Source organism: uncultured Roseobacter sp., from assembly GCF_947491795.1.
Taxonomy (GTDB): Bacteria; Pseudomonadota; Alphaproteobacteria; order Rhodobacterales; family Rhodobacteraceae; genus Roseobacter.
The window spans coordinates 47,832-73,206 of the sequence record NZ_CANLKW010000006.1 but is presented as its reverse complement, the minus strand read 5'-3'; the positions used below and the strand labels follow the sequence as shown (position 1 = coordinate 73,206).

The 25,375-nt window shown below is 58.8% G+C and carries 22 protein-coding genes; 16 read left to right on the top strand and 6 right to left on the bottom strand.

The window, feature by feature from the left end; genetic code table 11:
- Positions 1 to 162: 162 nt before the first annotated feature.
- A complete protein-coding gene (locus Q1A34_RS19330; protein ID WP_300038421.1) occupies positions 163 to 729 on the bottom strand; it encodes a cupin domain-containing protein in 567 nt (188 codons plus the stop codon).
- A 191-nt stretch (positions 730 to 920) separates the two neighbouring features.
- On the opposite strand from Q1A34_RS19330, the gene gabT reads away from it, so the two are divergent.
- Positions 921 to 2,315, top strand: a complete 1,395-nt coding sequence (gene gabT, locus Q1A34_RS19325) for a 4-aminobutyrate--2-oxoglutarate transaminase (protein WP_300038418.1) — start codon at positions 921 to 923, stop codon at positions 2,313 to 2,315.
- A gap of 57 nt (positions 2,316 to 2,372) precedes the next feature.
- On the opposite strand, the gene Q1A34_RS19320 is transcribed toward gabT, so the two are convergent.
- A complete protein-coding gene (locus tag Q1A34_RS19320) occupies positions 2,373 to 3,998 on the bottom strand; it encodes an FMN-binding glutamate synthase family protein (RefSeq protein ID WP_300038415.1) in 1,626 nt (541 codons plus the stop codon).
- Between the two features lie 508 nt (positions 3,999 to 4,506).
- On the opposite strand from Q1A34_RS19320, the gene Q1A34_RS19315 reads away from it, so the two are divergent.
- The 6 genes from Q1A34_RS19315 (at position 4,507) to Q1A34_RS19290 (ending at position 14,263) form a co-directional block, all read left to right on the top strand.
- The gene (locus Q1A34_RS19315; protein WP_300038412.1) at positions 4,507 to 5,547 is read left to right on the top strand and encodes a carbon-nitrogen hydrolase family protein; all 1,041 of its coding nucleotides are present in this window, start codon (positions 4,507 to 4,509) and stop codon (positions 5,545 to 5,547) included.
- A gap of 72 nt (positions 5,548 to 5,619) precedes the next feature.
- Positions 5,620 to 8,373, top strand: coding sequence for an aminotransferase class I/II-fold pyridoxal phosphate-dependent enzyme (locus tag Q1A34_RS19310; protein ID WP_300038409.1), 2,754 nt, complete (start codon positions 5,620 to 5,622; stop codon positions 8,371 to 8,373).
- Positions 8,374 to 8,396: 23 nt separating this feature from the next.
- Positions 8,397 to 9,857 carry a biotin carboxylase gene (locus Q1A34_RS19305; RefSeq protein ID WP_300038406.1) on the top strand — a complete coding sequence of 487 codons (1,461 nt, stop codon included), beginning with the start codon at positions 8,397 to 8,399 and terminating at the stop codon, positions 9,855 to 9,857.
- 21 nt (positions 9,858 to 9,878) lie between these two features.
- On the top strand, positions 9,879 to 10,850 hold the full coding sequence (locus Q1A34_RS19300; RefSeq protein WP_300038403.1) for a C45 family peptidase: 972 nt from the start codon (positions 9,879 to 9,881) through the stop codon (positions 10,848 to 10,850).
- A 112-nt stretch (positions 10,851 to 10,962) separates the two neighbouring features.
- Positions 10,963 to 12,546 (top strand): ABC transporter substrate-binding protein, encoded by a 1,584-nt coding sequence (locus tag Q1A34_RS19295; RefSeq protein ID WP_300038400.1) that lies wholly within the window; start codon positions 10,963 to 10,965, stop codon positions 12,544 to 12,546.
- A gap of 151 nt (positions 12,547 to 12,697) precedes the next feature.
- Positions 12,698 to 14,263 (top strand): ABC transporter substrate-binding protein, encoded by a 1,566-nt coding sequence (locus tag Q1A34_RS19290; RefSeq protein ID WP_300038396.1) that lies wholly within the window; start codon positions 12,698 to 12,700, stop codon positions 14,261 to 14,263.
- Positions 14,264 to 14,302: 39 nt separating this feature from the next.
- Here Q1A34_RS19290 and Q1A34_RS19285 read toward each other — a convergent pair whose 3' ends face one another.
- Together Q1A34_RS19285 and Q1A34_RS19280 are read right to left on the bottom strand one after the other, a co-directional pair.
- A complete protein-coding gene (locus Q1A34_RS19285; protein ID WP_300038394.1) occupies positions 14,303 to 14,803 on the bottom strand; it encodes a hypothetical protein in 501 nt (166 codons plus the stop codon).
- Between the two features lie 61 nt (positions 14,804 to 14,864).
- Positions 14,865 to 15,284: a MarR family winged helix-turn-helix transcriptional regulator gene (locus Q1A34_RS19280; protein WP_300038391.1), complete on the bottom strand. Its 420-nt coding sequence runs from the start codon at positions 15,282 to 15,284 to the stop codon at positions 14,865 to 14,867.
- A 162-nt stretch (positions 15,285 to 15,446) separates the two neighbouring features.
- Here Q1A34_RS19280 and Q1A34_RS19275 point away from each other — a divergent pair, with 162 nt between their 5' ends.
- Genes Q1A34_RS19275 through Q1A34_RS19240 form a run of 8 tightly spaced genes read left to right on the top strand, consistent with a single transcriptional unit; the run spans position 15,447 to position 22,891 of the window.
- The gene (locus Q1A34_RS19275) at positions 15,447 to 16,427 is read left to right on the top strand and encodes an ABC transporter permease (protein WP_300038388.1); all 981 of its coding nucleotides are present in this window, start codon (positions 15,447 to 15,449) and stop codon (positions 16,425 to 16,427) included.
- Positions 16,427 to 17,383 (top strand): ABC transporter permease, encoded by a 957-nt coding sequence (locus tag Q1A34_RS19270; protein WP_300038385.1) that lies wholly within the window; start codon positions 16,427 to 16,429, stop codon positions 17,381 to 17,383. Before Q1A34_RS19275 ends, Q1A34_RS19270 begins: the two co-directional genes overlap by 1 nt.
- Positions 17,384 to 17,394: 11 nt before the next feature.
- A complete protein-coding gene (locus Q1A34_RS19265) occupies positions 17,395 to 17,850 on the top strand; it encodes a DUF2059 domain-containing protein (RefSeq protein WP_300038382.1) in 456 nt (151 codons plus the stop codon).
- A gap of 2 nt (positions 17,851 to 17,852) precedes the next feature.
- A complete protein-coding gene (locus Q1A34_RS19260) occupies positions 17,853 to 18,833 on the top strand; it encodes an ABC transporter ATP-binding protein (RefSeq protein WP_300038379.1) in 981 nt (326 codons plus the stop codon).
- A complete protein-coding gene (locus Q1A34_RS19255) occupies positions 18,833 to 19,795 on the top strand; it encodes an oligopeptide/dipeptide ABC transporter ATP-binding protein (RefSeq protein WP_300038376.1) in 963 nt (320 codons plus the stop codon). The genes Q1A34_RS19260 and Q1A34_RS19255 overlap by 1 nt, the downstream gene beginning before the upstream one ends.
- Positions 19,792 to 20,904 carry a CaiB/BaiF CoA-transferase family protein gene (locus tag Q1A34_RS19250; protein ID WP_300038373.1) on the top strand — a complete coding sequence of 371 codons (1,113 nt, stop codon included), beginning with the start codon at positions 19,792 to 19,794 and terminating at the stop codon, positions 20,902 to 20,904. Before Q1A34_RS19255 ends, Q1A34_RS19250 begins: the two co-directional genes overlap by 4 nt.
- Entirely contained in the window at positions 20,901 to 22,172 is a 1,272-nt protein-coding gene (locus tag Q1A34_RS19245) for a flavin-dependent oxidoreductase (protein ID WP_300038370.1), read from the top strand. Before Q1A34_RS19250 ends, Q1A34_RS19245 begins: the two co-directional genes overlap by 4 nt.
- On the top strand, positions 22,169 to 22,891 hold the full coding sequence (locus Q1A34_RS19240) for an SDR family oxidoreductase (protein ID WP_300038367.1): 723 nt from the start codon (positions 22,169 to 22,171) through the stop codon (positions 22,889 to 22,891). Before Q1A34_RS19245 ends, Q1A34_RS19240 begins: the two co-directional genes overlap by 4 nt.
- On the opposite strand, the gene Q1A34_RS19235 is transcribed toward Q1A34_RS19240, so the two are convergent.
- Complete coding sequence (locus tag Q1A34_RS19235; RefSeq protein WP_300038364.1) at positions 22,888 to 23,640, bottom strand: N-acyl homoserine lactonase family protein; 753 nt, start codon at positions 23,638 to 23,640, stop codon at positions 22,888 to 22,890. The two genes, Q1A34_RS19240 and Q1A34_RS19235, sit on opposite strands and share 4 nt — an antisense overlap.
- Before the next feature lie 44 nt (positions 23,641 to 23,684).
- On the opposite strand from Q1A34_RS19235, the gene Q1A34_RS19230 reads away from it, so the two are divergent.
- The gene (locus Q1A34_RS19230) at positions 23,685 to 24,812 is read left to right on the top strand and encodes a pyridoxal phosphate-dependent aminotransferase (protein WP_300038361.1); all 1,128 of its coding nucleotides are present in this window, start codon (positions 23,685 to 23,687) and stop codon (positions 24,810 to 24,812) included.
- On the opposite strand, the gene Q1A34_RS19225 is transcribed toward Q1A34_RS19230, so the two are convergent.
- A complete protein-coding gene (locus Q1A34_RS19225; protein WP_300038358.1) occupies positions 24,813 to 25,373 on the bottom strand; it encodes an ABC-type transport auxiliary lipoprotein family protein in 561 nt (186 codons plus the stop codon).
- Between the last annotated feature and the right edge of the window lie 2 nt (positions 25,374 to 25,375).

Below are 25,375 nucleotides of genomic sequence, written 5' to 3'. Positions count from 1 at the left end.
CCGCGCGTCGCGTTGTACCCGTGAACCTCAGGAGAAAGGAGATCGAACCATGTCTGAAGACCCGTTTTTTTACGGCCTTGCTATTCTGACTCTGGTTGCGGTTTTCGTGTACCTGACGACACGCGGGAAAAACCGCAGCAGCGGTGAAGACTGAGGACGGCGTCAGAAACTTGGCGGCGTGCAGGCGCTAATGATTTCGCAAACCTCTTCACCGATGTTCCGAAAACGGTGGGGCAGTCGGCTGTTGAACAGATAGCCATCCCCCGGACCCAGTACGCTGACCTCCTCATCGACGGTTATCTCGATGTTGCCGCGGATGATGACGCCTGCCTCCTCGGCATCATGGCTCAGAAACTCCGGGCCGGTGTCGGCACCGGGCGCATATCTTTCGTGCAGCACCTGCAAAGCAGTTTCCTGGGAATGCCCGAGCATGCGCAGGGACAACGGCTGCCCGCCGCTCCCCTCTTTGCTCCCCGGTGCGAGCTCTGTGAACTCGCCCGCTTTGTAGAAGTATTTGCTCTGACCGGTCTCCTCGATCGTGGCGAAAAACTCGGCCATAGAGATGGGAATCGCATCAAGTAGGCTTTTGAGCGATGCCACCGACGGGCTGGTCCGGTTCTTTTCGATCAGAGAAATGGTGCCGTTCGTGAGGCCCGCACGCGCAGCAAGTTCGCGCTGCGAAAGGCCACGCTGTTTCCGGATGGCGCGAAGGCGATGCCCGATATCCAAAATAATATCCTTGCGTTACAGCGGTAAAGCGCCTGATGCGTGCCAATGATTATCCGGCTGGCCGGACATTGTCACACCAAAACTGCGGACCACTCTGAGAGTGGAATTGCCTGTCGTAGAAATGGCGATTGACAACTAAATTAAACAGAGTATCGATATTTTAAACACCCCCTACATCAGAGGACGCCCCGATGGCCACTACTGTGAAAACCCCCGCTGTGAAGAAACCGCGCAAATCCCGCGCTGCAAAGAAACCAAAGATTGAAGTGGTCGCAACGTCGCCGGACGTTCAGACCAACGCGGCACTGCTGGCACGCCGCGAAGCCGCCGTACCGCGCGGCGTTGCTTCGGCTGCCCCCGTTTTTGCGGATCATGCTGAAAATGCCGAACTCTGGGATGTCGAGGGAAAGCGTTACATCGACTTTGCCGGCGGTATTGCCGTTCTGAATACCGGCCACCGGCATCCTGCCGTCGTTGCGGCGGCCAAAGCCCAGGAAGACCGTTTCACGCATACCTCATTCCAAGTCGTGCCTTACGAATCCTATATTTCTCTTGCTGAAAAGCTGAACACGCTTGCGCCGGGCGATCATCCAAAGAAATCACTGCTGGTCACAACCGGCGCTGAAGCTGTCGAAAACGCGGTCAAAATTGCCCGCGCAGCAACTGGCCGCCCTGGAATTATTGCCTTCACCGGCGGGTATCATGGCCGTACGCTTCTGACGCTGGGGATGACCGGCAAAATCAGCCCCTACAAAAAAGATGTCGGGCCGTTCCCGGCTGACGTGTTCCGCGCGCCTTTTCCTTCGGTACGGGACGGAATAACCGTCGAGGATGCGCTGACCGGTCTGAAAAACCTGTTCCTGACTGATGCGCAGCCTGACCGTGTCGCGGCAATCATCATCGAGCCTGTTCTGGGCGAGGGCGGTTATACGCCGGTTCCGTTCGAGATGCTGCGTGAACTGCGCGCCATCTGTGACGCGCATGGCATCCTGCTGATCGCCGACGAAATTCAGGCCGGGTTCGGACGTACGGGCACCATGTTTGCCATCGAGCATTCCGGCGTTGTGCCGGATCTGATCACGGTCGCCAAATCCATGGCCGGTGGATACCCCATCGCCGGTGTTATTGGCCGGGCGGATGTGATGGACGCGATGGACCCTGGCGGTCTGGGAGGTACCTACGGCGGAAACCCGGTTGCCTGTGCGGCGGCCCTGGCGGCCATCGAGGCATTGGAAACCGAAGGGTTGCTGACCCGTTCGCTAAAACTGGGCGCGCATTTCCGCACACGGTTTGCTGAGATCGGCGCACGCACAGCGCCCTTCCGGATGTGGGACATCCGTGGGCTGGGTGCAATGCTTGCTGTCGAGTTCGTCACCGATTTTGATACCGCAAAACCAGATGCGGCGCTGGTCAAATCTGTCTGCGCGCATGCGTTGAAACGGGGCCTGATCCTTCTGGGCTGTGGCATGCACGGAAACGCGCTGCGTATCATGGTGCCGTTGACAGCATCCGACGCCATTATCGAAGAAGGGCTGGAGATCTTTGAAGCCGCCCTGGCCGAAGCGGTGGCAGAACAGGCGTCCTAACACATCCAGCGGGACGAATTGCAAAGGAAAAGGCACCCGATTGGGTGCTTTTTTTCGTCAGCAGGGCGGTGGTGCAAAACTGGCGGGGTCAGCGCGGTGCCAGCGCTTTCTGTAATCGCCCAGTATCGCGTCGTCGCCTTTGTCGCTCAGCAAAAACCCTTCGGGAAGGTAGGGGTAGGCGTCATTCCCCTCTGCCATTTCCTTGTCGCCCAGGCGCACCATAAGGTGCTGGGGCATGAACTCTCCGGGATGGCGCAGACCCGCGGCACCGGTCATTTCCCCCAGCGCCTTAAGGGTATTGCCGTGAAACCGCGCCACGCGTTCCGATTTTGAGCCAACGTCCAGCGCACGGGAGCGCATCGGGTCCTGTGTCGCAACGCCAACGGGACAATGATTGGTGTGGCAGGCCTGAGCCTGGATACAGCCAATCGCAAACATAAAGCCACGCGCAGAATTGCACCAGTCCGCCCCCAGCGCCAGTGCGCGCGCGATATCAAAAGAGGAGACGACCTTGCCCGCCGCGCCAATTCTGACCTGGTCGCGCAGGCCGGCGCCGCGCAGCGTGTTGTGAACAAAGGTCAGGCCCTCAACGAGGGGCATGCCGATATGGTTTGAGAATTCTACAGGTGCCGCCCCTGTGCCACCTTCGGTCCCGTCAACGACGATGAAATCAGGCACGATACCTGTTTGCAGCATGGCCTTTACCATGCACATGAACTCCCTGCGGTGCCCGATGCACAGTTTGAAACCTGTTGGTTTTCCGCCCGACAACTCCCGCATCTGACCGATAAACTCCATCATTTCGATGGGTGTCGAAAACGCGGAATGGGCTGCGGGCGATACACAGTCCTCGCCCATCGGAATGCCGCGGGCCTCGGCAATTTCGGGCGTGATCTTTGAGGCGGGCAACATACCGCCATGCCCCGGCTTTGCGCCCTGACTGAGCTTCAGCTCGATCATTCTGATCTGTTCCTGGGATGCCGTCACACGGAACTTTTCCGGATCAAAAGTGCCATCTGCGGCCCGCGCCCCAAAGTATCCGGACGCAACCTGATAGATCAGATCTCCGCCGCCCGCCCGGTGATAGCGGCTTACCGATCCCTCGCCGGTGTCATGTGCAAATCCGCCTTTGCGTGCCCCGGTATTCAGCGCTTCAATCGCATTGCCCGAAAGTGAGCCGAAACTCATCGCAGAGATGTTGAAAACAGATGCACTGTAGGGCTGCCTGCAATCCTTACCGCCGATGCTCACCCGAAAGTCGGTATCGTGGATTTCTACGGGCGCCACAGAGTGTGTGACCCAGGCATATCCGGAATCGTATACCCGCATGCGTGTCCCAAACGGGCGCTTGTCCTCCTGTCCCTTGGCGCGCTGGTAGACAAGGCTGCGCGCATCGCGGCTGAACGGCTCCTCGTCCTGATCGCTTTCAATCAGATACTGGCGGATTTCCGGTCGGATGCCTTCGAAAAGAAAGCGCATATGCCCCAGCACCGGATAGTTGCGCAGGATTGAATGGCTCGTCTGGCGGACATCGTGCACACCCAAAGCTGTCAGCCAGGCGAAAAACGCGAAAGGTATGAGCATCCACCATGTCCAAACCAGTGCCAGAGCCAGACTGATCAGGGTCAGGGCACCCACCCCGGCAAAAATCGAAAAACGCGTCATCGAACCTGGGTCTGGCATGAAATCTCCGGCCTTTGTGGACCGCAATGCTGCGCGCAAGGGCAGGTCAGTCGCGCAGGCATTGCAGAAATATTAAACATGTCGCGATGATCCAGCATAAGGTCAGACGGCGCAAGAAGAGAGTGCCCTGCCTCGGACGGATGCGGGACTTGCGCTGACCCGCGAACCTGCTTACGCTTGGGCATAATGGGACGCGCCGGTCAGGATAACGGGTGGGCAAGTTACACTGGTTGTGGGGAATCATCCGCTTTGGTGCGGATGACAGCATCAGGGCACCAGACAGGGAGGATCGCAGTGTTTAATTTTCTAATCACTTTTGCGTCGTCTTTGATCAGAAACCGGTACTGCCGGTGACCTGCAAACAGGCATTTGCGTCCTGGTTTGCGTTTTATCGCAACGGCAGTGTGTTTCACCTGTTTTATCCCCTGACAGATGGGCGTAAAGCATTCAGTCTGAGATGTAGTATCGGGGCAGTTTTGTGCGCCCTGACCGGACGGAGAGCTTTACGATGACCCCTTTTGCCATTGCCGGCGTGCAGATGCACGTCAACGCCCTGCAATCAAACGTGGAAGGTATGATCCAGCGTCTTGATGTGCTCATGGCACGCTTTCCATGGACACAGATGGTGCTTTTTTCAGAGCTGGCCCCCTATGGCCCGCTTGACCGTTTCGCGCAGCCACCCGAAAACGAGGCGCTGGACCAGTTCTGTGCGGCCGCGCGGCGCCACAGGGTCTGGCTCATTCCCGGCTCCATGTTCCTGCGCGATCCTGAGACGGGGCGGATTTTCAACACCTCTGTGGTGATTAACCCGGAGGGTGAAATCATCCGCCGCTACGCAAAGATGTTCCCGTTCCGGCCTTACGAGGCCGGGATTGCCGCAGGCGAGGAATTCTGCGTTTTTGACGTGCCTGAGGTCGGGCGTTTCGGGCTGTCGATCTGCTATGACATCTGGTTCCCGGAAACCACCCGCCAGCTGACTGCACAGGGTGTCGAAGTACTGTTGCACCCGGTTCTGACAGGGACGACGGACCGCGACGCTGAGCTCGCAATTGCAAGGGCAACAGCCGCCCAGTTCCAGTGTTATGTCATCGACGTGAACGGCCTCGGTGCCGGTGGTGTTGGCAAATCGCTTGTCGTGGACCCCTCTGCGCATGTCCTGCACCAGTCTGCCGGTCAGGAAGATATGTTCCCGATTGAGGTCGACCTCAGCATGGTGCGCCGCCAGCGGGAAACAGGCATGAAAGGTCTGGGGCAGGTTCTCAAGAGTTTCCGCGACAGATCAACAGATTTTTCGGTTTACGACAGAAACAGTGGAACCGACGCGTTTCTTAAAACGTTGGGACCACTGGAGATACCACAACAGGGATCACGCGCAGGGCTGCATGTTGATGTACCAGGGCAGAAAAAGGATGAAGCACCGGCATTCAAAGGGGCCGATCCTATTGTGGTTCCGGGCGCACCTGCCAATATTCCTGTCCAGAACGAGGTGCCGGGCGCAGATCTGATGAAACCGGTTGCGGGAGACGACAAACAACAATCCAGCGGATAACACCGCAGACAGGCAGAGTGGCAAAGACTGCTCGCAGCTGCGTTATGGTATCCGCACAACGGGGAACTACTGATGCACGCTACTAACGACTACGCTTCGGCGATCCAGCTTCGTTCTGACCGGTGGAGTGCTCTGCGGGAGGCAACCTCTGCCCTGTCCCGCGGGCCAAACGCCCGGCAGACAGCGTCTTTGACAAAAAAGACAGAAGAGCTTTTCAACAGTCTGTCCTTCATTGAACCCTACTGGGCATTCCCCGGTATGGCGGCCTTTGACTATATGCGGCGCCAGTTCGAGCATGGTAATTTTGAAGAACTGGCTTTTGCCATCGGGCGTGTCACCCGTGCACTGACAACCGGCGCATACCGTCGCCGTCATATTCCGCTGGAACGGGAAAGCATCGACAACGATGAGCTCGAAGATGAGGCGATGCAGTCGCCCGAAGCCCGCGCACTCGCGAAACCTTATTTTGAGGTTCTGATCGTTGATAATGTGAACGAGCATCAGGAACGCTGGCTGCGCAGCAATGTCACGCGCATGCGCCGCCCAGAAGACCCGTTCATCTACGAAGCGCTTGTCGTGCCCAGCCTTGAGGACGCGCTTGTTGCCGTCCTGTTTAATCACAACATCCAGGCAATCGTCGTACGGCCGGGTCTGGTGCTGAAATCCAAGATGGATCAGCAGATCGTGCAGCGCTTTCTGAACCGGGCAGGGGGTCAGGAAGAGATCGACAATATGGAGCCCGAAAATTACGGGCCCGAACTGTGCCGCCTGATTGACCGGGTGCGCCCGGAACTGGACGCCTATCTGGTCACCGAACGTTCAGTGGAGGATATCGCAGGGCTTGATCTTGGGATCTGCCGGCGTGTCTTCTATAATCAGGAAGACTTTATGGAACTCCACCTGAACATCCTGCGGGGTGTTCAGGCGCGTAACAAAACGCCGTTTTTCACCGCGCTGGTCGAATATTCCAAACAGCCGACGGGCGTGTTTCACGCGATGCCCATCAGCCGGGGCAAGTCTATTTCGCGCAGTCACTGGATTCAGGATATGGGGGCCTTTTACGGACCCAACATTTTCCTTGCAGAGACCTCCGCCACCTCCGGCGGTCTGGACAGCCTGCTGGAGCCGCACGGACCCATCAAAGAGGCGCAGGAACTGGCCGCCCGGGCATTCGGGTCAAAACAGACTTTCTTTGCCACAAACGGAACATCCACCTGCAACAAGATTGTCGTTCAGGCCCTTGTCCGGCCCGGCGATATCGTTCTGGTTGACCGGGACTGTCACAAGTCACACCACTACGGCATGGTGCTGGCCGGTGCGCAGGTATGCTACCTCGACAGTTATCCGCTCAATGAATACTCGATGTACGGGGCTGTGCCGCTGCGCGAGATCAAGCACCAGCTGCTGAAGCTCAAGGCAGAGGGCAAACTGCACAAGGTGCGTATGCTGTTGCTGACGAACTGCACCTTTGACGGGCTTGTCTATAATGTTGAGCGGGTCATGGAAGAATGCCTTGCCATCAAGCCGGACCTGATCTTTTTGTGGGATGAGGCCTGGTTTGCCTTTGCCCGTTTCAACCCGACGTATCGTCAGCGCACCGCGATGACGGCAGCAAACACGCTGCGCACGCGTTTCCGCTCTGATGCGCACAAACGTATGTATGAGGCCCAGCAAAGCACGCTGGAAGACGCCGATGACGAAAAGCTGCTGGATACAAGGCTGATCCCGCCACCCGATGCCAGGGTCCGGGTTTATGGCACACAATCCACCCACAAAACGCTGACGTCGCTGCGACAAGGGTCCATGATCCATGTGAATGATCAGGATTTCAAAGGCGAAGTGGAGCAGGCTTTCCACGAAGCCTATATGACGCATACCTCGACCTCGCCGAACTATCAGATCATCGCGAGCCTCGATGTGGGGCGCCGCCAGGTCGAGCTGGAGGGCTATGAATTCGTTCAGCGCCAGATCGAGGCCGCACTGTCGATGCGCCGCGCGATCATGACCCATCCGCTGTTGAAGAAATACTTCCGCGTGCTGACCGCCGGCGACATGATCCCGGACGAATACCGCCAGTCTGGCATCACCAGTTACTATGACGCCGAACAGGGCTGGACCGATATGTGGGACAGCTGGGAACAGGATGACTTTGTTCTGGATGCGACCCGCGTGACGCTGGCCGTCGGTGGTACCGGCTGGGACGGGGATACGTTCAAAACCGATATCCTGATGGACAAATACGGGATTCAGATCAACAAGACCTCGCGCAATACCGTATTGTTCATGACAAACATCGGCACCACACGGTCCTCGGTTGCCTATCTGATCGAAGTGCTGGTGGAGATCGCGAAATCGCTGGATGAACGTATTGATGACGCCAGCAAGATGGAGCGGCTGTCGTTTGATCGCCGAGTCAAGGCGCTGATGGAAGACCTGCCGCCGCTGCCCGATTTCAGCCGGTTCCACGATGCCTTCCGTGCCTGTCCGGTGACGGGCGAGGGCGATATCAGGTCAGCCTTCTTCCTGGCATATGACGAAAACAAATGTGACTATCTGGACATCAACGGATCTCTGAAGGAGGCGCTGGACGCTGGTGAAACGGTCGTTTCCGCCAGCTTTATCATTCCCTATCCGCCCGGGTTCCCCATCCTCGTACCGGGTCAGGTCATCAGTCAGGAAATCCTTGCCTTTATGCTGGCGCTGGACGTTACCGAAATCCACGGCTACCGGCCGGATCTGGGCTTGCGGGTCTTTACGACCGAAGCCCTGGACGAAATCATCGAGGCGCGCGCAGATGCGCCAAAAATCGCCCCTGCGGCGGAATAAACTAACAGAGAGGACAGCAATTCATGTCTACAACGGTTCTGAAAAACATCTCGGAAATCCGCCGCTTTTTTCATCGCAACGAGGATCCGGTCTATTTTGTCTCGGCCACGAACTTCAACCTGCTCGGGATTGACGAATGGGTGAAGAACTTCAAGTACATCTGCTACATTGACTGTTACGATGGCCGGCATCCCAACGTCTTTTGCCCGTCTGAGCAGCCGCATGCGGAATTTCAGTCCATCGAGGACATCAACAATTACCTGCTGCAGCACAAAGAGGTCATCGACTTTATCAAGCGTCGCGGCGGCAAGCCTAAGTTTGTGTTCCTGATGTTTGACGAGGAAACCGAACGTCTGGCCAAAGAGCTCGGCGGGTCGGTCTGGTTTCCCAAAGCCAAGCTGCGCACGAACATGGACAACAAAATCGAAACAGTCCGCATCGGTAACAAAGCCGGTGTGCCGTCGGTGCCGAACGTGCTGGCAGAGGTCAAATCCTATGAGGATCTTAAAAAGACCTGTGACAAGGCCGGGATCGGGCATGACCTGGTGCTGCAGTCCGCCTTTGGCGACAGCGGGCACACCACGTTCTTTATCAAGTCCGAAGCTGATTTCCGCCGTCATGAGCACGAGATCATCGGCGAGGGCGAGATCAAGATCATGAAACGGATTGATTGCCGTGGCTCGGCCATCGAGGCCTGTGCCACGTCTGAAGGCACGATTGTTGGCCCGTTGATGACCGAACTGGTCGGCTTCAAAGAGCTGACGCCATATCGCGGCGGCTGGTGTGGCAATGAAATGCTCGCAACCGCCTTTCCGCCCAAAGTGCGTGAGAAAGCGCGGGATCTGACGTTTAAGTTCGGTGAGCAACTGCGCAAGGAGGGGTATCGCGGGTATTTTGAGCTCGACTTCCTGATCGACAAGAAAACCGGTGATATCTGGTTGGGCGAGCTGAACCCGCGCATCACGGGCGCGTCGTCCATGACGAACCACGCCGCTTTTGCCCATGCGGATGCGCCGCTGTTTCTGTTCCACCTGCTGGAGTTCTCGAAGAAGAAATTCAATCTGGATGTGGATGAGCTCAACGCCCGCTGGGCCGACAGCGCCAATATCGACAGCTGGTCACAGATGGTGATCAAGCACACGGACGATACGGTCGATATCTGCACCGCGGCCCCGGAAACGGGCATCTACAAAATGCTCGAGGACGGGCGCGTGGTCTATGACCGCTTCGACTATCACCGCCGCGCAGTAGAATCCGAGAATGAGGCGTTCTTCCTGCGCATTCTGGGCCCGGGTGACTATCGTTATGAAGGTGCTGACATTGGCATCCTCGTGACGCGGGGTCGTTCGATGACCAAGAGTTTCCAGTTGAATGACCGGGCGAAAAAGTGGATCCACGGCATCAAGCAATGTGTGGCAGCCAAACCGCTGCCACAGGCAGAGGCCGGACCCGCGCTGGCGGATCCTGCCTTTAAAATCCTCTGATCCGAAAGGACAGCGCACCCAATGTTATGGCGCGCCTTTACAGAAGAAACGCCCGGTCCGAAATGGTCCGGGCTTTTCGCCGAATACTGGCCCGATTATCAGCGATGGTGGCTGAAGGAAGGTGAGACAACCCGCCCGACCTATGCCGAGTCGCGCAGGGCGTTGAAAAAGCATATGCCGGAGATCATCCCGCTCTGGGAAGAACTGTGCGAACTGGCTGGCGGCAGCGATCATGCCGCGCGCTTTTTGTCCTTTTACTGCCCGCCGCCCTACCTGGCTGGCTGCAGCCAGGCAATCTGGACGGGCAAAGAACCGGTGCTGGTGCGCAACTACGATTATAACCCAAATGCTTTCGACAGCCTTGTGCTGCGAACAAACTGGCAGGGGCGGCGTGTCGTCGGTACATCAGACGGTCTGTTTGGCATGGTCGACGGAATGAATGATGCGGGCCTCGCGATCTCGCTGACTTTCGGGGGCAGGCGCATTGTCGGCGAGGGTTTTGGCGTGCCGCTGATCCTGCGCTATGTGTTGCAGACCTGCGATACTGCCGAAGAAGCGGGCGCAGCGCTCGCCCGCATTCCGACCCATATGAGCTATAATGTCACCGTGCTCGACAAAAAGCGGCAATACCTCACTGCAATGATGGCTCCGGATCGCCCGACCGTCATCACCCATGCCGCGGTGGCCACAAACCATCAGGAAAATGTAGAATGGGTCAGCCACGCCCGGTTTACCGCCACGGTCGAGCGCGAGAGGTTTTTGTTGCAGCGACTGACACTGCACCGCGATCCCGAAGAGAAATTCATCGGCGCGTTTCTGAAACCTCCACTCTATTCAACGGCCTTCAACGCGGGTTTTGGCACACTTTATACCGCTGTTTACCGCCCGCGCCGTCAGCAGATGGAGCTGCGCTGGCCGGGGAGTACATGGCCGCTGCCGATGAACGGATTTGAGGAAGGCAGCCGCATGATCCGAATTCCGGGAGCTGCCTGAAGAACGGGCAGCACAGAGATGTCACACGCACGTTATGGTGTACTAAGGGCTTGCCAAACCGGCCCTGGTGGCAAACATTACGGGCAGAAAAACAAAATCTGGGGAGACTCCAATGAAACTCACGACCTCCGTCATTACGGCGGCCATTTTGCTGTCGACAACTGCTACGCTGACAAGCGCGGAAACGCTCCGCTGGGCGCGCGCTGGTGATGCGCTGACGCTTGACCCGCATGCACAGAACGAAGGACCCACCCACACGATACGCCACCAGATGTACGAGCCGCTCATCATCCGCGATGTCACGGGTGCTTTTGAGCCGGCGCTGGCAACAGACTGGGCACCGTCCGAGGATGATCCGAACGTCTGGGTGTTCAATCTGCGCCAGGGTGTAACGTTCCACGATGGCGCCGCATTTACCGCAGAAGACGTGGTTTTCAGCTTTGAGCGCGCCAAGCAGCCGAACTCAGATATGAAAGAGCTGATCGGCTCGATCACCGAGGTCCGCGCAGTTGATGACTATACAATCGAGATGGTCACAGATGGCCCGAACCCGATCCTGCCCAGCAACCTGACCAACCTGTTTATCATGGACAAAGGCTGGACCGAGGCAAACGACACGGTGAACGTGCAGGACTTTGAGGGCGGCGAGCTGACATATGCCACCAGCAATACCAATGGCACCGGCCCTTACGTGCTGCAAAGCCGCGAAGCTGACGTGCGCACTGTCATGACGCGAAACGACAATTACTGGGGAATTGACCAGTTTCCGATGGAAGTAACGGAAATCATTTATACCCCTATTCAGAATGCCGCGACCCGCGTTGCCGCACTGTTGTCCGGTGAGGTTGACTTCCTCCAGGACATGCCGGTCCAGGACCTGGATCGCGTGAACAGCGCCGCGGGCCTGGTGGTAAAACAGGCCCCTCAGAACCGGGTGATCTTCTTTGGTATGAACCAGGGTGCGGATGACCTGGAAGCGGACAACATTGACGGTGCAAATCCGCTGGCCGATGTGCGTGTGCGCCAGGCCATGTCGATGTCGATCAACCGTGATGCGATCCAACAGGTTGTGATGCGCGGCCAGTCCGAGCCTGCGGGCATGATCGCGCCGCCCTTTGTGAACGGCTGGTCGGCAGAGATGGACGGGTCCTCAACAACTGATCTCGACACAGCGAAACAGCTGATGGCCGATGCAGGCTATGGTGACGGTTTCACCATTCAGCTGGATTGCCCGAACGATCGCTACATCAATGATGAAGCAATCTGCCAGGCTGCCGTAGGCATGCTGGCGCAGATCGGCGTGACCGTGAACCTCGATGCCAAGCCCAAGGCACAGCACTTTCCGCTGATCACAGATGGCAAGACTGACTTCTATATGCTGGGTTGGGGTGTGCCGACATACGATTCCGAGTACATCTTTAACTTCCTGGTGCACTCTCGCGAATCCGATATCGGCACCTGGAACGGCACCGGCTTTACCGACCCGGATCTGGACGCGAAAATCAAATCGCTGGCCTCCAATACTGATCTGAGTTCACGTGATCAGGCCATCTCGGAGATCTGGGAAGTCGTGCAGGGCGAACAGCTCTACATCCCGATCCACCACCAGGTCCTGAACTGGGGTATGTCAGAAAAAGTGGGCATTGACGTAGATCCAGAGGATCAGCCCAAAGTGAAATACTTCACCATGAACTGATCCGCCCTGCGCGGCGTTCTTTTCAGCCGCGCAGACATTCGCAATCCTGCGGACCGGAGGGTTCAGCCTCCGGTCTCCAGACACAGAATGCGCCCCGACAGGGGCGCGCCGCCGGATCAGACCTGCGCTTTCAGATACAAAGGACGTCAAAATGCGATATGCACTCACAGCCGCTGCTTTTTCTGCCCTGTTGTCACAGGGTGTCCTGGCCGAGGAGTTTACCTGGGCCGCCACTACCGACCCGCAGACGCTGGACCCGCATGCGGTCAACTCTGCGCCGGTGCTCGGTTTTCTGAATAACGTCTACGAAGGCCTTGTCCGTCGCGGTAAAGACATGAGCATCGAACCCGCGCTTGCAACATCCTGGGAACCTATCGGAGAAGGCGAAGGCTGGCGCTTCAGGCTGCGCGAAGGGGTAACGTTCCACGATGGCAGCGCATTCGATGCCTCTGACGTTCTCTTCTCATACCAGCGCGCGTCCGACGAAACTTCGGACACGCGCAGCTGGTTCGCCCCTGTGTCCGGTGTCACCGTAGTCGATGACTATACCGTCGATATCATGACGACGGCTCCGAACCCGATTTTTCCGGACAGTATCGCAAACTGGATGATCGTTGATCAGGGGTGGGCAGAAACAAACAGCGCCGCCCGTCCGGACAAAGACAACGGCAACTATGCAACCCTGAATGCCAATGGCACCGGCGCGTTCCGCGTGACCGCGCGCGAACCTGGTCTGCGCACTGTACTGGAACCCTTTGACGGCTGGTGGGACACAACAGAGCACAATATCACCCGTGCCGAATTCACCCCCATTCAGAACCCGGCGACTGCCGTGGCTGCTTTGTTGTCCGGTGATATCGACCTGATCAACCCGGTCCCGATCCAGGATGCCGCACGCCTCGACGCCAACCCGGATGTGCAGGTCATTCAGGGTATCGAAGCCCGCGTGATCATGCTGGGGTTCCCGCATGAGGCAGACGCGCTTAAGTATTCCGCTGAAACCAGCGATAAAAACCCGTTTGCGGATGTCCGTGTGCGGCAGGCGATCGCACATGCTGTGAACGTGCCCGCGATTTTGCAAACGATCATGCGCGGCAGTGCAGAACCTGCCAGCCAGCTGGTCAGCCCCGCGATGCGCGGCTTCAGCGAAGCACTGGCAGAACGTGCGCCTTTCGATCCTGAAAAATCACGGGCGCTGCTGACCGAAGCAGGGTATGCCGACGGATTTTCCTTTGGTCTGAAATGCCCCAACGACCGGTATCTGAACGACGAATCTGTATGTCAGGCGGTGACGGGCATGCTGGCGCAGGTCGGCATTTCGGCCCAGCTGGATGCGATGCCGGTTCAGAATTACTGGCCCGAGCTGCGCGCGGATAACTACGATATGTACCTGCTGGGCTGGTCCCCGGGCACTTTCGATGCAGAGCACCCGGTCCGGTTCCTTGCCTCGACGCCGAACGAGGAAAAGAAGCTGGGGTCCTGGAACTTCGGCGGGTTTTCAAACGCCCGGGTGGATGAGCTGCTGCCAATGATCCAGTCAGAGATTGACGATACAAAACGTCAGGCCATGCTGGATGAAACGGCAAAAATTCTGCAGGATGAAGTGGCCTATGTACCGCTTTATGTGCAGCCACTGGTCTGGGGCACCGCAACGAATATCGAACTGACCCAACGCCCCGATAACTTCTTTATTCTGCGCTGGGTAACCGTGAACTGAAGCCCCCGCCCGCACGGCGGGCGAGGGTAACCAAGCTGTTCACAGAGCGGTTTTCCTGCCGGCCGGAGTGCCGCGCAGCCGCTCGAACAGTGCCGCAAACATCAATGCGTGGGTTACGAGCAGGACCGGCACAATGAATGTCGGAATGTACCAGGCCGACCGGAAAAACGGGATGGCATGGGCTTGTGGCAATGCGTTCAGCAGATCAACCGTACCCACGATATTGAACAGCCAGACCAGCGGCAGGGCGACGATCAGCCGGTAGTGCAGCGCAGGCAAGGCCAGCAATGCGATAACACCGGCTGCAAGGTCTCCATAACCGGCCTCCAGCGCAAAGTCCTGCGGCATGTCGGTGTGCACAACGGCAGGCACAAGAAACACCATCCCAAGGTGGCGCAGCGCGTGCGGGACAGTAAGCCAGAACAAGCCATCATGAAAATCTGTCCGTGCCAGCCATGGCCGCACCCACCATAGTCCGACCATTGCCGTCACGATCAGGCTCAGGACAAACTGCATCTGAAATATCTGTTCGGTTTCCATGTCTCATTCCTTTCTGAGATTTCGTATTTTGAGTGTATATGCACCTTTATAGGTGAAAAAATCAGCCCGTCTCTAACCTGGCAAGACGTTGGGCAAGTTGTTCGCGCCCGTCCGGGCCCAGCAGCTCCGCGGTTTTCGCCTGAACACTTTCCCATAGCGGTGCTGCTTCCGCGAGCTTTCGGCTCCCTGCCGTCGTCATGCGGACGACGCGCACGCGCCCGTCGTCATTTCCCCGGATTTCGAGCCAGCCCTCGCGCAAAAGCGGCTGCAGATTGCGGGTGAGGGTGGTGCGATCCATCCCCATTATCGAGGCCAGGCGGCTCACCGACAACTCGGGGTGGTATGCAAAAACGGCTAGCAGAGTGAACTGTGTCGATTTGATACCAGCCGGTCTCAGTGCCGCATCATAGGCTTTGCCAACAGCCCGCATTGATCTGCGCAGCTGAGCGTTCAGGCATTCGTGGAAGGGCGGGTGTGGCATTTTTCATCTCCTTTACGTGCATATGCACCTTTCATTCTGGAATTGCAAGTGGCCTGATCAAAAAGTCGAAAAGCATGATCCTGTGACCCATTATCCCCGGAAGCATCCCTTGACCCTCAGGGGTGGCCTTGCGACAACTGTACGACTACCGGAAAGGGACCCATGCTCGCCTACGTCATCCAACGCGTGTTTCAGTCGGCCATTGTGCTGCTGGTCGTGGGCCTCGTGGCCTTTTCCATGTTCCGCTTTGTCGGCGATCCGATCGACAACATGCTGGGTCAGGAACGGACCCAGGAAGATATTGAACGGCTGCGCACGACACTGGGTCTGGATCAGCCCTTTCCTGTTCAGTATTACAAATTCCTGTCAGGTGCCGCCCAGGGCAATTTCGGTGTCAGTTACCGCCAGGGCCGCCCGGTTTCTGACATCCTGATGGAACGGGCACCGGCAACACTGGAACTGGCAGCGGTATCCGGCTTTCTGGCGATATCCATCGGGATCGCGCTGGGAGTTTTCACCGCCATCCGACGAAACGGTTTTGCCGCGAATGCGATCATGTCGGTATCGCTGATTGGCGTTTCTTTACCGACATTCCTGATCGGTATCCTGCTCATTTACCTCTTTTCTGTCGAACTGGGCTGGCTGCCCAGTTTCGGACGGGGCGAGACCGTTGACATAGGGGGATGGAGCACCGGATTTCTGACATCCAGTGGCCTGCAAGCGCTGATCCTGCCGTCAATCACCCTGGGTCTGTACCAGATGACCCTCATAATGCGGCTTGTGCGCTCCGAAATGCTCGAAGTACTGCGCCAGGACTATATACGGTTTGCCCGGGCGCGGGGGCTGAAAGAGCGCGCTGTAAACTTCCGGCATGCGCTGAAAAACACTCTTGTGCCCGTGATCACCGTCACTGGTCTGCAACTCGGCTCGATCATCGCATTTGCCATTATCACCGAGACCGTTTTTCAGTGGCCGGGTGTAGGACTGCTCTTTATCAACGCGATTCAGTTCGTCGATATCCCGGTTATGGCGGCCTATCTCATGCTGATTTCCGTGATGTTTGTGGGCATCAACCTGATCGTTGATCTGCTCTATTTTGCAATTGACCCGCGCCTGCGCGCGGACAGAACGGCGGCGCACTGATGGCTGACCTTTCGACAGATACGTCCGCCAAAACTGCCGAGAAATCCCGCCTGCGCGTGGCTCTCGAAAGCGATTTCGCATGGCAGTTCCGCAAATCCCCGGTGGCCATCGTTTCGGCTGCCGTGGTGTTGCTGATGGTTTTGGCGGCCGTTTTCGCGCCACTTATTGCACCTTACAATCCGTTCGATCCGGCGTCTCTCAACCTGATGAACGGCTTTTCCAGGCCCATGACCCCCAATGCCTTTACCGGCGACACGTTCTGGCTGGGAACCGACGACCAGGGCCGCGACGTCTTTTCGACGATCCTGTACGGTATGCGCATATCGCTGTTTGTCGGCGCTGCTGCGGTTCTCTTTGCCATGGTGCTGGGGATCACGCTGGGGCTGCTGGCCGGTTATATCGGCGGGTGGACGGAGACAATCATCATGCGGGTCGCGGACGTGCAGCTGACATTCCCCTCCATTCTGGTGGCCATGCTGATTTTTGGGATCGCCAAGGGGGTTACGCCGATAGAATACCGCGACCAGATGGCCATCTGGGTCCTGATCATTGCAATCGGGCTGAGCGACTGGGTTCAGTTCGCGCGCGTCGTGCGTGGTGCCACCCTGGTCGAGAAGAACAAGGAATACGTACAGGCTGCCAGGCTGATTGGCCGCGGGTCCGGCGCGATCATGCTGCGCCATATCCTGCCCAATGTTCTGTCTCCCGTTCTGGTGATCGCGACGATCTCACTGGCCCTGGCGATCATTGCCGAAGCCACGCTGAGCTTTCTCGGCGTAGGCGCCCCCCCGACACAGCCAAGTCTGGGGACTCTGATCCGTATCGGGCAGGGTTTTCTGTTCTCTGGGGAATGGTGGATTCTTCTCTTTCCTGCGGTGACGCTTCTGGCGCTGGCGCTTTCTGTAAATCTCCTTGGTGACTGGCTGCGCGATGCGCTGAACCCACGCCTGCGATAAAGGATTTCCCAATGCGGTTTCTGAACATATTTTTTATTGTGGCCTTTGCCGGCATGGCGTCTGCACAGGACGCAGCACAGCTCCAGGCAGCAAAAGGTTTCGTTGACAGCGCGGGCCAGCAGGCCGTACTGGACAAAATGCTGTCCGTCGAACGGGTGCTCAGCCAGACAGGTCTGACCCCGGACAAAATACCCGACGGAAAAGAACCAGTCATTCGCGAGATTATTGCGGAAGAACTGGGCCAAATACGGCCCGCACTGGAAAAGGAAATGAGTGAGACCGCGGCAGAGGTATATACGGCAGAAGAAATTGCCGCACTGACCGCGTTTTACAATTCTGACGCCGGAGCTTCGGCGGTGGCCAAAACGGAGCTTTTCCAGACGCTGACACTGCGCTCTTTTGGGCCGACGTTCCGGGAAGCCCGGCAGCGCATGGCAGAGCGGCTTCAGGCAGAACTGGCAAACTGAGAATGGCCGGGCCTGTCCTCTCTATACGCGATCTGACCGTCGAAATCCCAACACGCTACGGCATTCTGCGTCCGGTCAACGGTGTCAGCTATGACATTGCCGCCGGTGAAATTCTTGGCGTCGTGGGCGAATCCGGCGCGGGCAAATCCATGGCGGGAAACGCAGTCATCGGCTTGCTCAGCCCGCCGGCCCACATTGCCGGTGGCGAGATTCTTGTGAATGGCACCCGTATTGACAGCCTCCAGGGGGAGGCAATGCGGCGTCTGCGCGGCAAAGAGATTGGCATGGTTTTCCAGGACCCTCTGACCTCACTGAACCCGCTTTTGCGTATTGGTGACCAGCTGACCGAAACGATGCTCGCCCACCTCGATATCTCGCGCAGCGAGGCAGAAAAACGGGCTGTTGCAGCGCTGGAGGAAGTGGGTATTCCCGGGGCCGCCGAAAGGGTCGACAGCTTTCCACATGAATTTTCGGGCGGCATGCGGCAACGTGTCGTCATTGCCCTGGCACTTTGCGCCGAACCCTCGCTCATCATTGCAGACGAGCCGACAACTGCGCTGGATGTCTCTGTCCAGGCACAGATCATCTCGCTGCTCAAACGGCTTTGCCGCGACCGGGGCACTGCCGTCATGCTGATCACCCACGATATGGGCGTTATTGCCGAAGCAGCCGACCGCGTCGCCGTAATGTACGCAGGTCAGCTGGCCGAACTTGGCCCTGTGCGGGACGTGCTGACCGCACCCCATCATCCCTATACCCACGGCCTGATGGGATCGACGCCGCTGGCCTCACGCGGGCGCGACCGTCTGCATCAGATCCCGGGCGCTATGCCCCGGCTTGATGCGCTGCCCGATGGCTGCGCCTTTCATCCCCGTTGCCCGTATGGCCAGGACCGGTGCAAGTCTGACCCCGGACCCCGGATTACAGACGGCGACGGGCGCGCGGCCTGCTGGTTTCCTCTGAAACAGGAGGCTGTGGCCTGATGGGTATGGTGAATATCCGCAACCTCACGCGCATTTTTGACGTCTCCAAACCATGGCTCAACCGCATGGTGGAACGCCGCGAAAAGGCCTATCTGACGGCTGTTTCGGATGTCAGCTTTGAGATCGCCGAGCGCAGCGTCTACGCTCTGGTGGGCGAGAGCGGATCGGGTAAATCAACCATTGGCAAGATGCTTGTCGGGCTGCTGGGCCCCTCAGAAGGGTCGGTGGAAATCCGCGGCACTGATCTGGCCCGCGAGAAAGACGCCGCCAAAGTTGACGCAGTCCGGCGCGACATTCAGATGATCTTTCAGGATCCTTTTGCCTCGCTCAACCCACGCTGGCGCGTGCGCGATATCATCGTTGAACCAGTTGCAGCACGTGGCGGCAACACCGAAGGCATGGCCGAACGTCTGCTCGAACAGGTGGGTCTGGCAGCGCGGGACGCGGGCAAATTTCCGCATGAGTTTTCCGGCGGTCAGCGCCAGCGCATCTGTATCGCCCGCGCTCTTGCCTCTGAGCCCAAACTGATTGTCTGTGACGAACCGACGTCGGCGCTGGATGTTTCTGTCCAGGCGCAGGTTCTCAATCTGATGAGCGATCTCAAGGACGCGTTTGGCCTGACGTATCTGTTCATCAGCCATGATCTGACGGTGGTGCAGCACATGGCGGACCGGATCGGGGTGCTGTATCTTGGCCGCCTTGTCGAAGAAGCGGATCCGGATGCGCTATTTGATGATCCCAAACACCCCTATACGCAGATGTTGCTGGCCGCAGCCCCCCAGCTCGACAACTTTGGCCGCGAAGTCCCGCCACCGACAGGTGAAATCCCCGATCCGATCAATCCGCCGCCCGGATGCGCCTATCATCCGCGCTGCCCTCTTGCCGCTGATATATGCAGCCGGGAAAGACCGGTCATGCGCGACCTGCGCGGCGCGCGCGTTGCCTGTCATATGGTGGAATGACCGGGCCGCTTGCGTCCCTGCGGGTGGTTGAGTTTTCCGGTCTGGGTCCCGCACCTCTGGCGGGCCAGCTGCTGGCCGATATGGGCGCCGAAGTTATCGTGATCGACCGGGCGACCGGCCCTGCGGACCCCACAGACATCAACCGGCGCGGCAAGAAATCGGTGGCTCTGAACCTGAAGTCGGAACAGGGGCGTGCCGCCGTGCTCAAGATCATCGGGAACGCAGATGTTCTGATCGAAGGCTTCCGGCCGGGCGTCATGGAACGGCTTGGGCTTGGCCCGGATGACTGTCCGGACAGCCTGATCTATGCGCGGATGACCGGATGGGGACAGTCCGGCCCGCTCGCCCAGACCGCCGGTCATGACATAAATTATCTGGCCCTGACAGGTGCGTTGCACGCGATGGGACGGGCAGATGCGCCACCGCCCGTACCCCTGAATCTGGTCGCTGACTTTGGTGGCGGCACGATGTTTCTGCTGTTCGGCATTCTGTCGGCCCTGTTCGAGCGCGGTGCTTCGGGCAAAGGCCAGGTCGTCGACGCCGCTATGTCAGACGGCGTTCCCGCGATGATGGGACTGATCCACAGCATGCTGGCACGCGGCACCTGGACCACGGACAGGGCCGCCAACTGGCTGGACGGAGCAGCACCATTTTACCGGTGCTACGAATGTTCAGATGGCCGGTACATCGCCGTCGGTGCACTGGAGCCGCAGTTTTATGCAGAATTTCTGCAGATTGCAGGGCTGAAACATGACGGCGACCAGAATGATCCGCAGGCCTGGCCCGCGCGCAGCGAGGAATTCGCCGAAACCTTCAGAACGCGTACCCGGGATGAATGGGCCAACCTGTTTGAAGGGTCGGACGCCTGTGTCGCCCCGGTACTGAGCTTTGACGAGGCACCGTCGCATCCGCAAAATGCACAACGCGGTGTATTCCAGGATCCGGGCGGCGTAACCCAGGCCAGCCCGGCGCCCCGGTTTTCACGCAGTACGGTGCAACAACCGCAGGCGCCTCAGGCACCCGGCGCCGCAACCGATCAGGTCCTCTCAGGTCTTGGCTATACAGCCCGGATCCTGCGGGAAATGCGCGAAGCCGGGGAGATCACATGACTGTTCTGATCGCCGGGGCCGGCATTGCCGGGCTGACCCTGGGCCTGACGCTGCATCAGATCGGTGTGCCTTTTCGCATCTGCGAAGCGGTCCGGCAAATCCGTCCGCTCGGTGTCGGCATCAACCTGCAACCCAATGCGGTGCGGGAGCTGTATGACCTGGGCCTCAGGCAGGACCTGCATGAGACCGGGGTTCTGACGCGTTCACTTGGTTTTTTCTCCAAATCAGGGCGCGAAATCTGGTCTGAACCACGCGGGCTTGATGCAGGATACGCCTGGCCGCAGGTCTCTGTGCACCGGGGGCACCTGCAGATGATGCTGTACCGGACGCTTCTCGAACGTGCCGGACCCGAGAGTGTTCTGACAGGCCACCGCGCCACCGGATACGCCGCCAGCGATACCAGTGCCACTTTAATCCTGGACGGACCAGATGGCCGAACGCGCACAAAAGGCAGTCTGCTGATCGCAGCCGACGGCATCCATTCAGCGCTGCGGGCACAGATGTACCCCGGCGAGGGCGATCCGGTCTGGGCAGGTGCCATTCTCTGGCGCGGAACAACCACAGCGCGTCCTCACAGCACGAAACCCGGCATGATCCTGGCGGGTCATGATACACAGCGCTTTGTGGCCTATCCCATCTCTGCACCGGATCCGGCGACCGGCGACGTGCTGATCAACTGGATTGCCGAGAAACGGGTACCTTCTGCGGATAGCTGGCGCCGCGAGGACTGGAACCGCGCTGCTGACAAGAACGACTTTCTGCCAGACTTTGAAACCTGGCGATTTGACTGGCTGGACGTACCCAAACTGATCCGCGACGCGTCCGAGGTTTTTGAATACCCGATGGTTGACCGTGACCCGGTCGACCGGTGGACAGACGGCACCGTGACCCTGATGGGGGATGCAGCACATCCGACCTATCCGGTCGGTTCAAACGGTGCCAGCCAGGCCATCGTTGATGCCCGTACAATCGGTGCTGCAATCGCCGAACACGGCACGACACACCGGGCCCTCGAAACCTATGAGGCACAGATACGCCCCCGGACCACCGCTGTAACCCGCGCAAACAGGGGCAGTGGCCCGGACGCCATTCTGCAAAGAGTCGAAGACCTCTGCGGGGGTGTTTTTGACGATATCGGTGATGTCATCCCGGTCAGCGAACTGGCAGAACATTCGGCAAAGTACAAAAAACTCGCCGGGTTTGATCCTGAAACACTCAATACTCAGCCCGCGATCATCGCGGCAAAGCACCAAAAGGAATTGTCATGAGCCGTATCGCCGTCGTTACCGGGGCCGCAGGCGGCCTCGGGCGTACCATCAGCACCAGACTGTCAGCCGACGGCCTGCATGTCTGCGGTCTGGACAAAGACGCAGGCGGTCTGGCGGAGATGCAGGGATCACAGTTTACGGGCATGCCAGTGGATCTGACTGACCCGGAAGCAATCGCAGAGGTCTTTGAAGAAATCTACAAAACCCACGGCGGCATAGATGTCCTCGTCAACAACGCAGGCACCTGTTTCATGTCGGAATTTCCAAACATTCCTGTGGATGAGTTTGAACGCCAGATGTCCGTGAATTTCTCCAGCGCCTTTCACTGCTCACAGGCGGCTGTCAGGCTGATGCAGGGACGTGACGGTGTGCGCAAGATCGTGAACATCTCCTCTAACGGGGCTTATAACTTTGATGTCTTTGACCCGCCGCATTACCGGGCGTCCAAAGCAGCACTCGACACTCTGACAAAAGACCTGGCCCGACGGTATGCCCGCGAGAAGATTGCCGTGAACTCCATTGCACCCGCCATGACAGAAACGCCGCTCTTTGGTGTGGTCAGTCAGGAAGTTCTGGACGCTGCTCTTGCGCAGATGCCCCATGGTCGCGCCATGCAGCCGGTGGAGATTGCGGCCTGGGTCGGCTTTCTGGTCTCGCCCGCCGGGGATGTCTCCAGCGGAAATGTGATTATTCTCAACCAGGGGCGTGATGTGCGCTAGTCGTACCAGTGGGGCGCTTTGCGCAGCGTTGACCATTGTTCCGGGCTGTGGCCAAAGATCACCATTGCATCCCGCGCCTTTGCGATCTGCATCAGCCGCGCGCCGTTTTCGATGGCCATCACCTCGTCCCATGAGCCGGCGAACCTCTCATCAATTTCCTCCGCACGGCTGATCGCATCAGAGGTCAGCAGAACCGGGCCGGTTTCCGGTAACTCAAGCAAAAAGGCCAGCTGCCCGGGTGCATGCCCCGGCACCAGGAAAACTCTGAAACCCGGTCCCGCATCGAAATCTCCGCGCACAGTAAGGTATTCTGCCAACGGCCATTCCATCGCCTGTTTTCCGGACCAGTAGAGCGGGCGGGGCAGGGCGCGTTCTGCAGCCGCGATCACAATCGGCACGTCCGGGAACGCATCCATAAAACCGACATGATCGATATGCGTGTGGCTCTGGATCATCAGATCAATGTCGCCTGTCCCCAGGCCCAGTTTGGCCAGCTGTGCGGTTGCCAGGTTTTCAGGGCCCAGCGACAGCACACGGCCAAAACCGTTCAGATCATCCTCGGTTGAGGCAGCTGCGGCATCTTCGGCGTACTTTGGTGGAAATCCCGTATCGATCAGCACCGTTTCACCGGCAGTCGTCTGCACGACATATCCGCAGATACCGATCACCCGCCCATTGGCGTGCACCTGAAAGAGGCCATAGTCCAGTATCGCCAGACGGTGCGGTCTGCCTTTCAGAAGGGGTTGCATATGATCTCCCGTCGCTTTCTGATCCGAGCAGAGGGGGCAGGGCCATGAAAGTCAAGATTCACACGTTGTTCCGGTATCTGCTGGAGACAACGGATGCCGACCCCGAAGCCATCGTCGGTTTCTCGCTGTCGCAATCGCCGGTACTGGGCGATTTTCTGGATGATATTGACCCGGCGTTACCGCTGGACTGGAACGGACGCGACTTTCGCGGTTTGCCGGAACTGCGCGCGCATGTGCTGGCGCAGGCGGGTCTGACAGGTGTCTGCGCGCCAGAGGACGTACTGATTACTGCAGGCGCGGCAGAAGCAAATTATCTGGCCATCATGCAATTGCTGCAGCCCGGCGATGAGATCGTCATCGAAACACCGGGCTGGCCTCAGGCAGGCGTGCTGGCCCGCGCGGTCGGTGCGGACATTGTACCGATCCCCCGGAGGGAAGAGGAGGCCTGGGCGCTGCCGCTTGACGCGCTGAAACAGGCCGTGTCGCCCCGCACGCGGATCATCTTTCTGAGCAACCCCAACAACCCGACCGGCCGGATGCTGGACCGCGCCGCGCTGGAAGAGGTCGTCCGCATCGCAGACAGGGTCGGGGCGTGGCTGATCGTTGATGAAGTATACGCCGGGCTCGAGTGGGAAGGGCCCCGGGCACCCTCTGTGGCCGGGATGTATGCGCGTGGGATCACGACGGGATCAGTGTCCAAAGCGCTGGGGCTTCAGGGCCTGCGTACCGGCTGGCTGATCTGCCCGGACCCCGGGCTGGTGATGGACGCTGTGATCCTGCGCGAGAACGCCTCAGAGATCATGAACATCATGGGAGAGGTCATCGCAGAGATTGCGCTGCGTCCCGCCCGTTACGCCCCGGTTCTGGACAATGCGCGCACAGCAGGCAGGGCAAATCTCGCCCATATGAACGACTGGATCGCAGCGCAGCCGGGTCTGAGCTGGGTGCCGCCGCAGGCCGGGCTGATCGGGCTGGGGCGGCTGCCAGACGGTATCGACAGCGACGCTTTCGCACGCTTCCTGCTCACCGAACCGTACCGCACATTTCTTTTGCCGGGCAGCGCTTATGACCAGCCGGGGCACATCCGTCTCGGTGTTGGCGGGGGGCAGTCTGTCAACCTCGACCAGGGTCTGGAACGCCTGAGCCGTGCGCTGGCAGACTGGCCCGGGTAGTCAGCGCAGCCCGTTGCGCGCAATAAAACCTGCAAGTTCGGCTATGACCTCTGCGCGCGCTGCGGCAATGGCTGCCGGCCCGCCGAGCGGGTCAAAGGCAGCACTCAGATCGAAGAGACCGGAACGTTCCCGCCGACCGTCCGGGACACCGACAAAGTACTGACCCGACGCGCGGAACTGACCGTCGGCGCCCGCCACCAGCCTTTCAAAACGCAGGTCCAGCATGGCATCGGCAAATGTCTCAAACGGCCAGGGGGCGGACGCAACCCGTGCACCAGTGATCTGCGCCAGATTGCGGCTGAATTCGAGGGCCACTGCACGACCGGGCGTATCCGCCCAGAGAACGGCGCCGTCACTGACAACACGGCCCGTTTCATCCTCGAGCGCGATCTCATCTGCGGCAGCATAGGCAGGCAGTGACACTTCGCGCACCTCGACGGCACGGAACGCAATACGCTGCTGGATGCCCGGGGCGACAACAGGAACGGCATAGCGGTCGGGAGCAGGGGCGCAGGCGGCAAGACCGGCAATGATCGCACAGCACACAGCGAGATATTTCATGG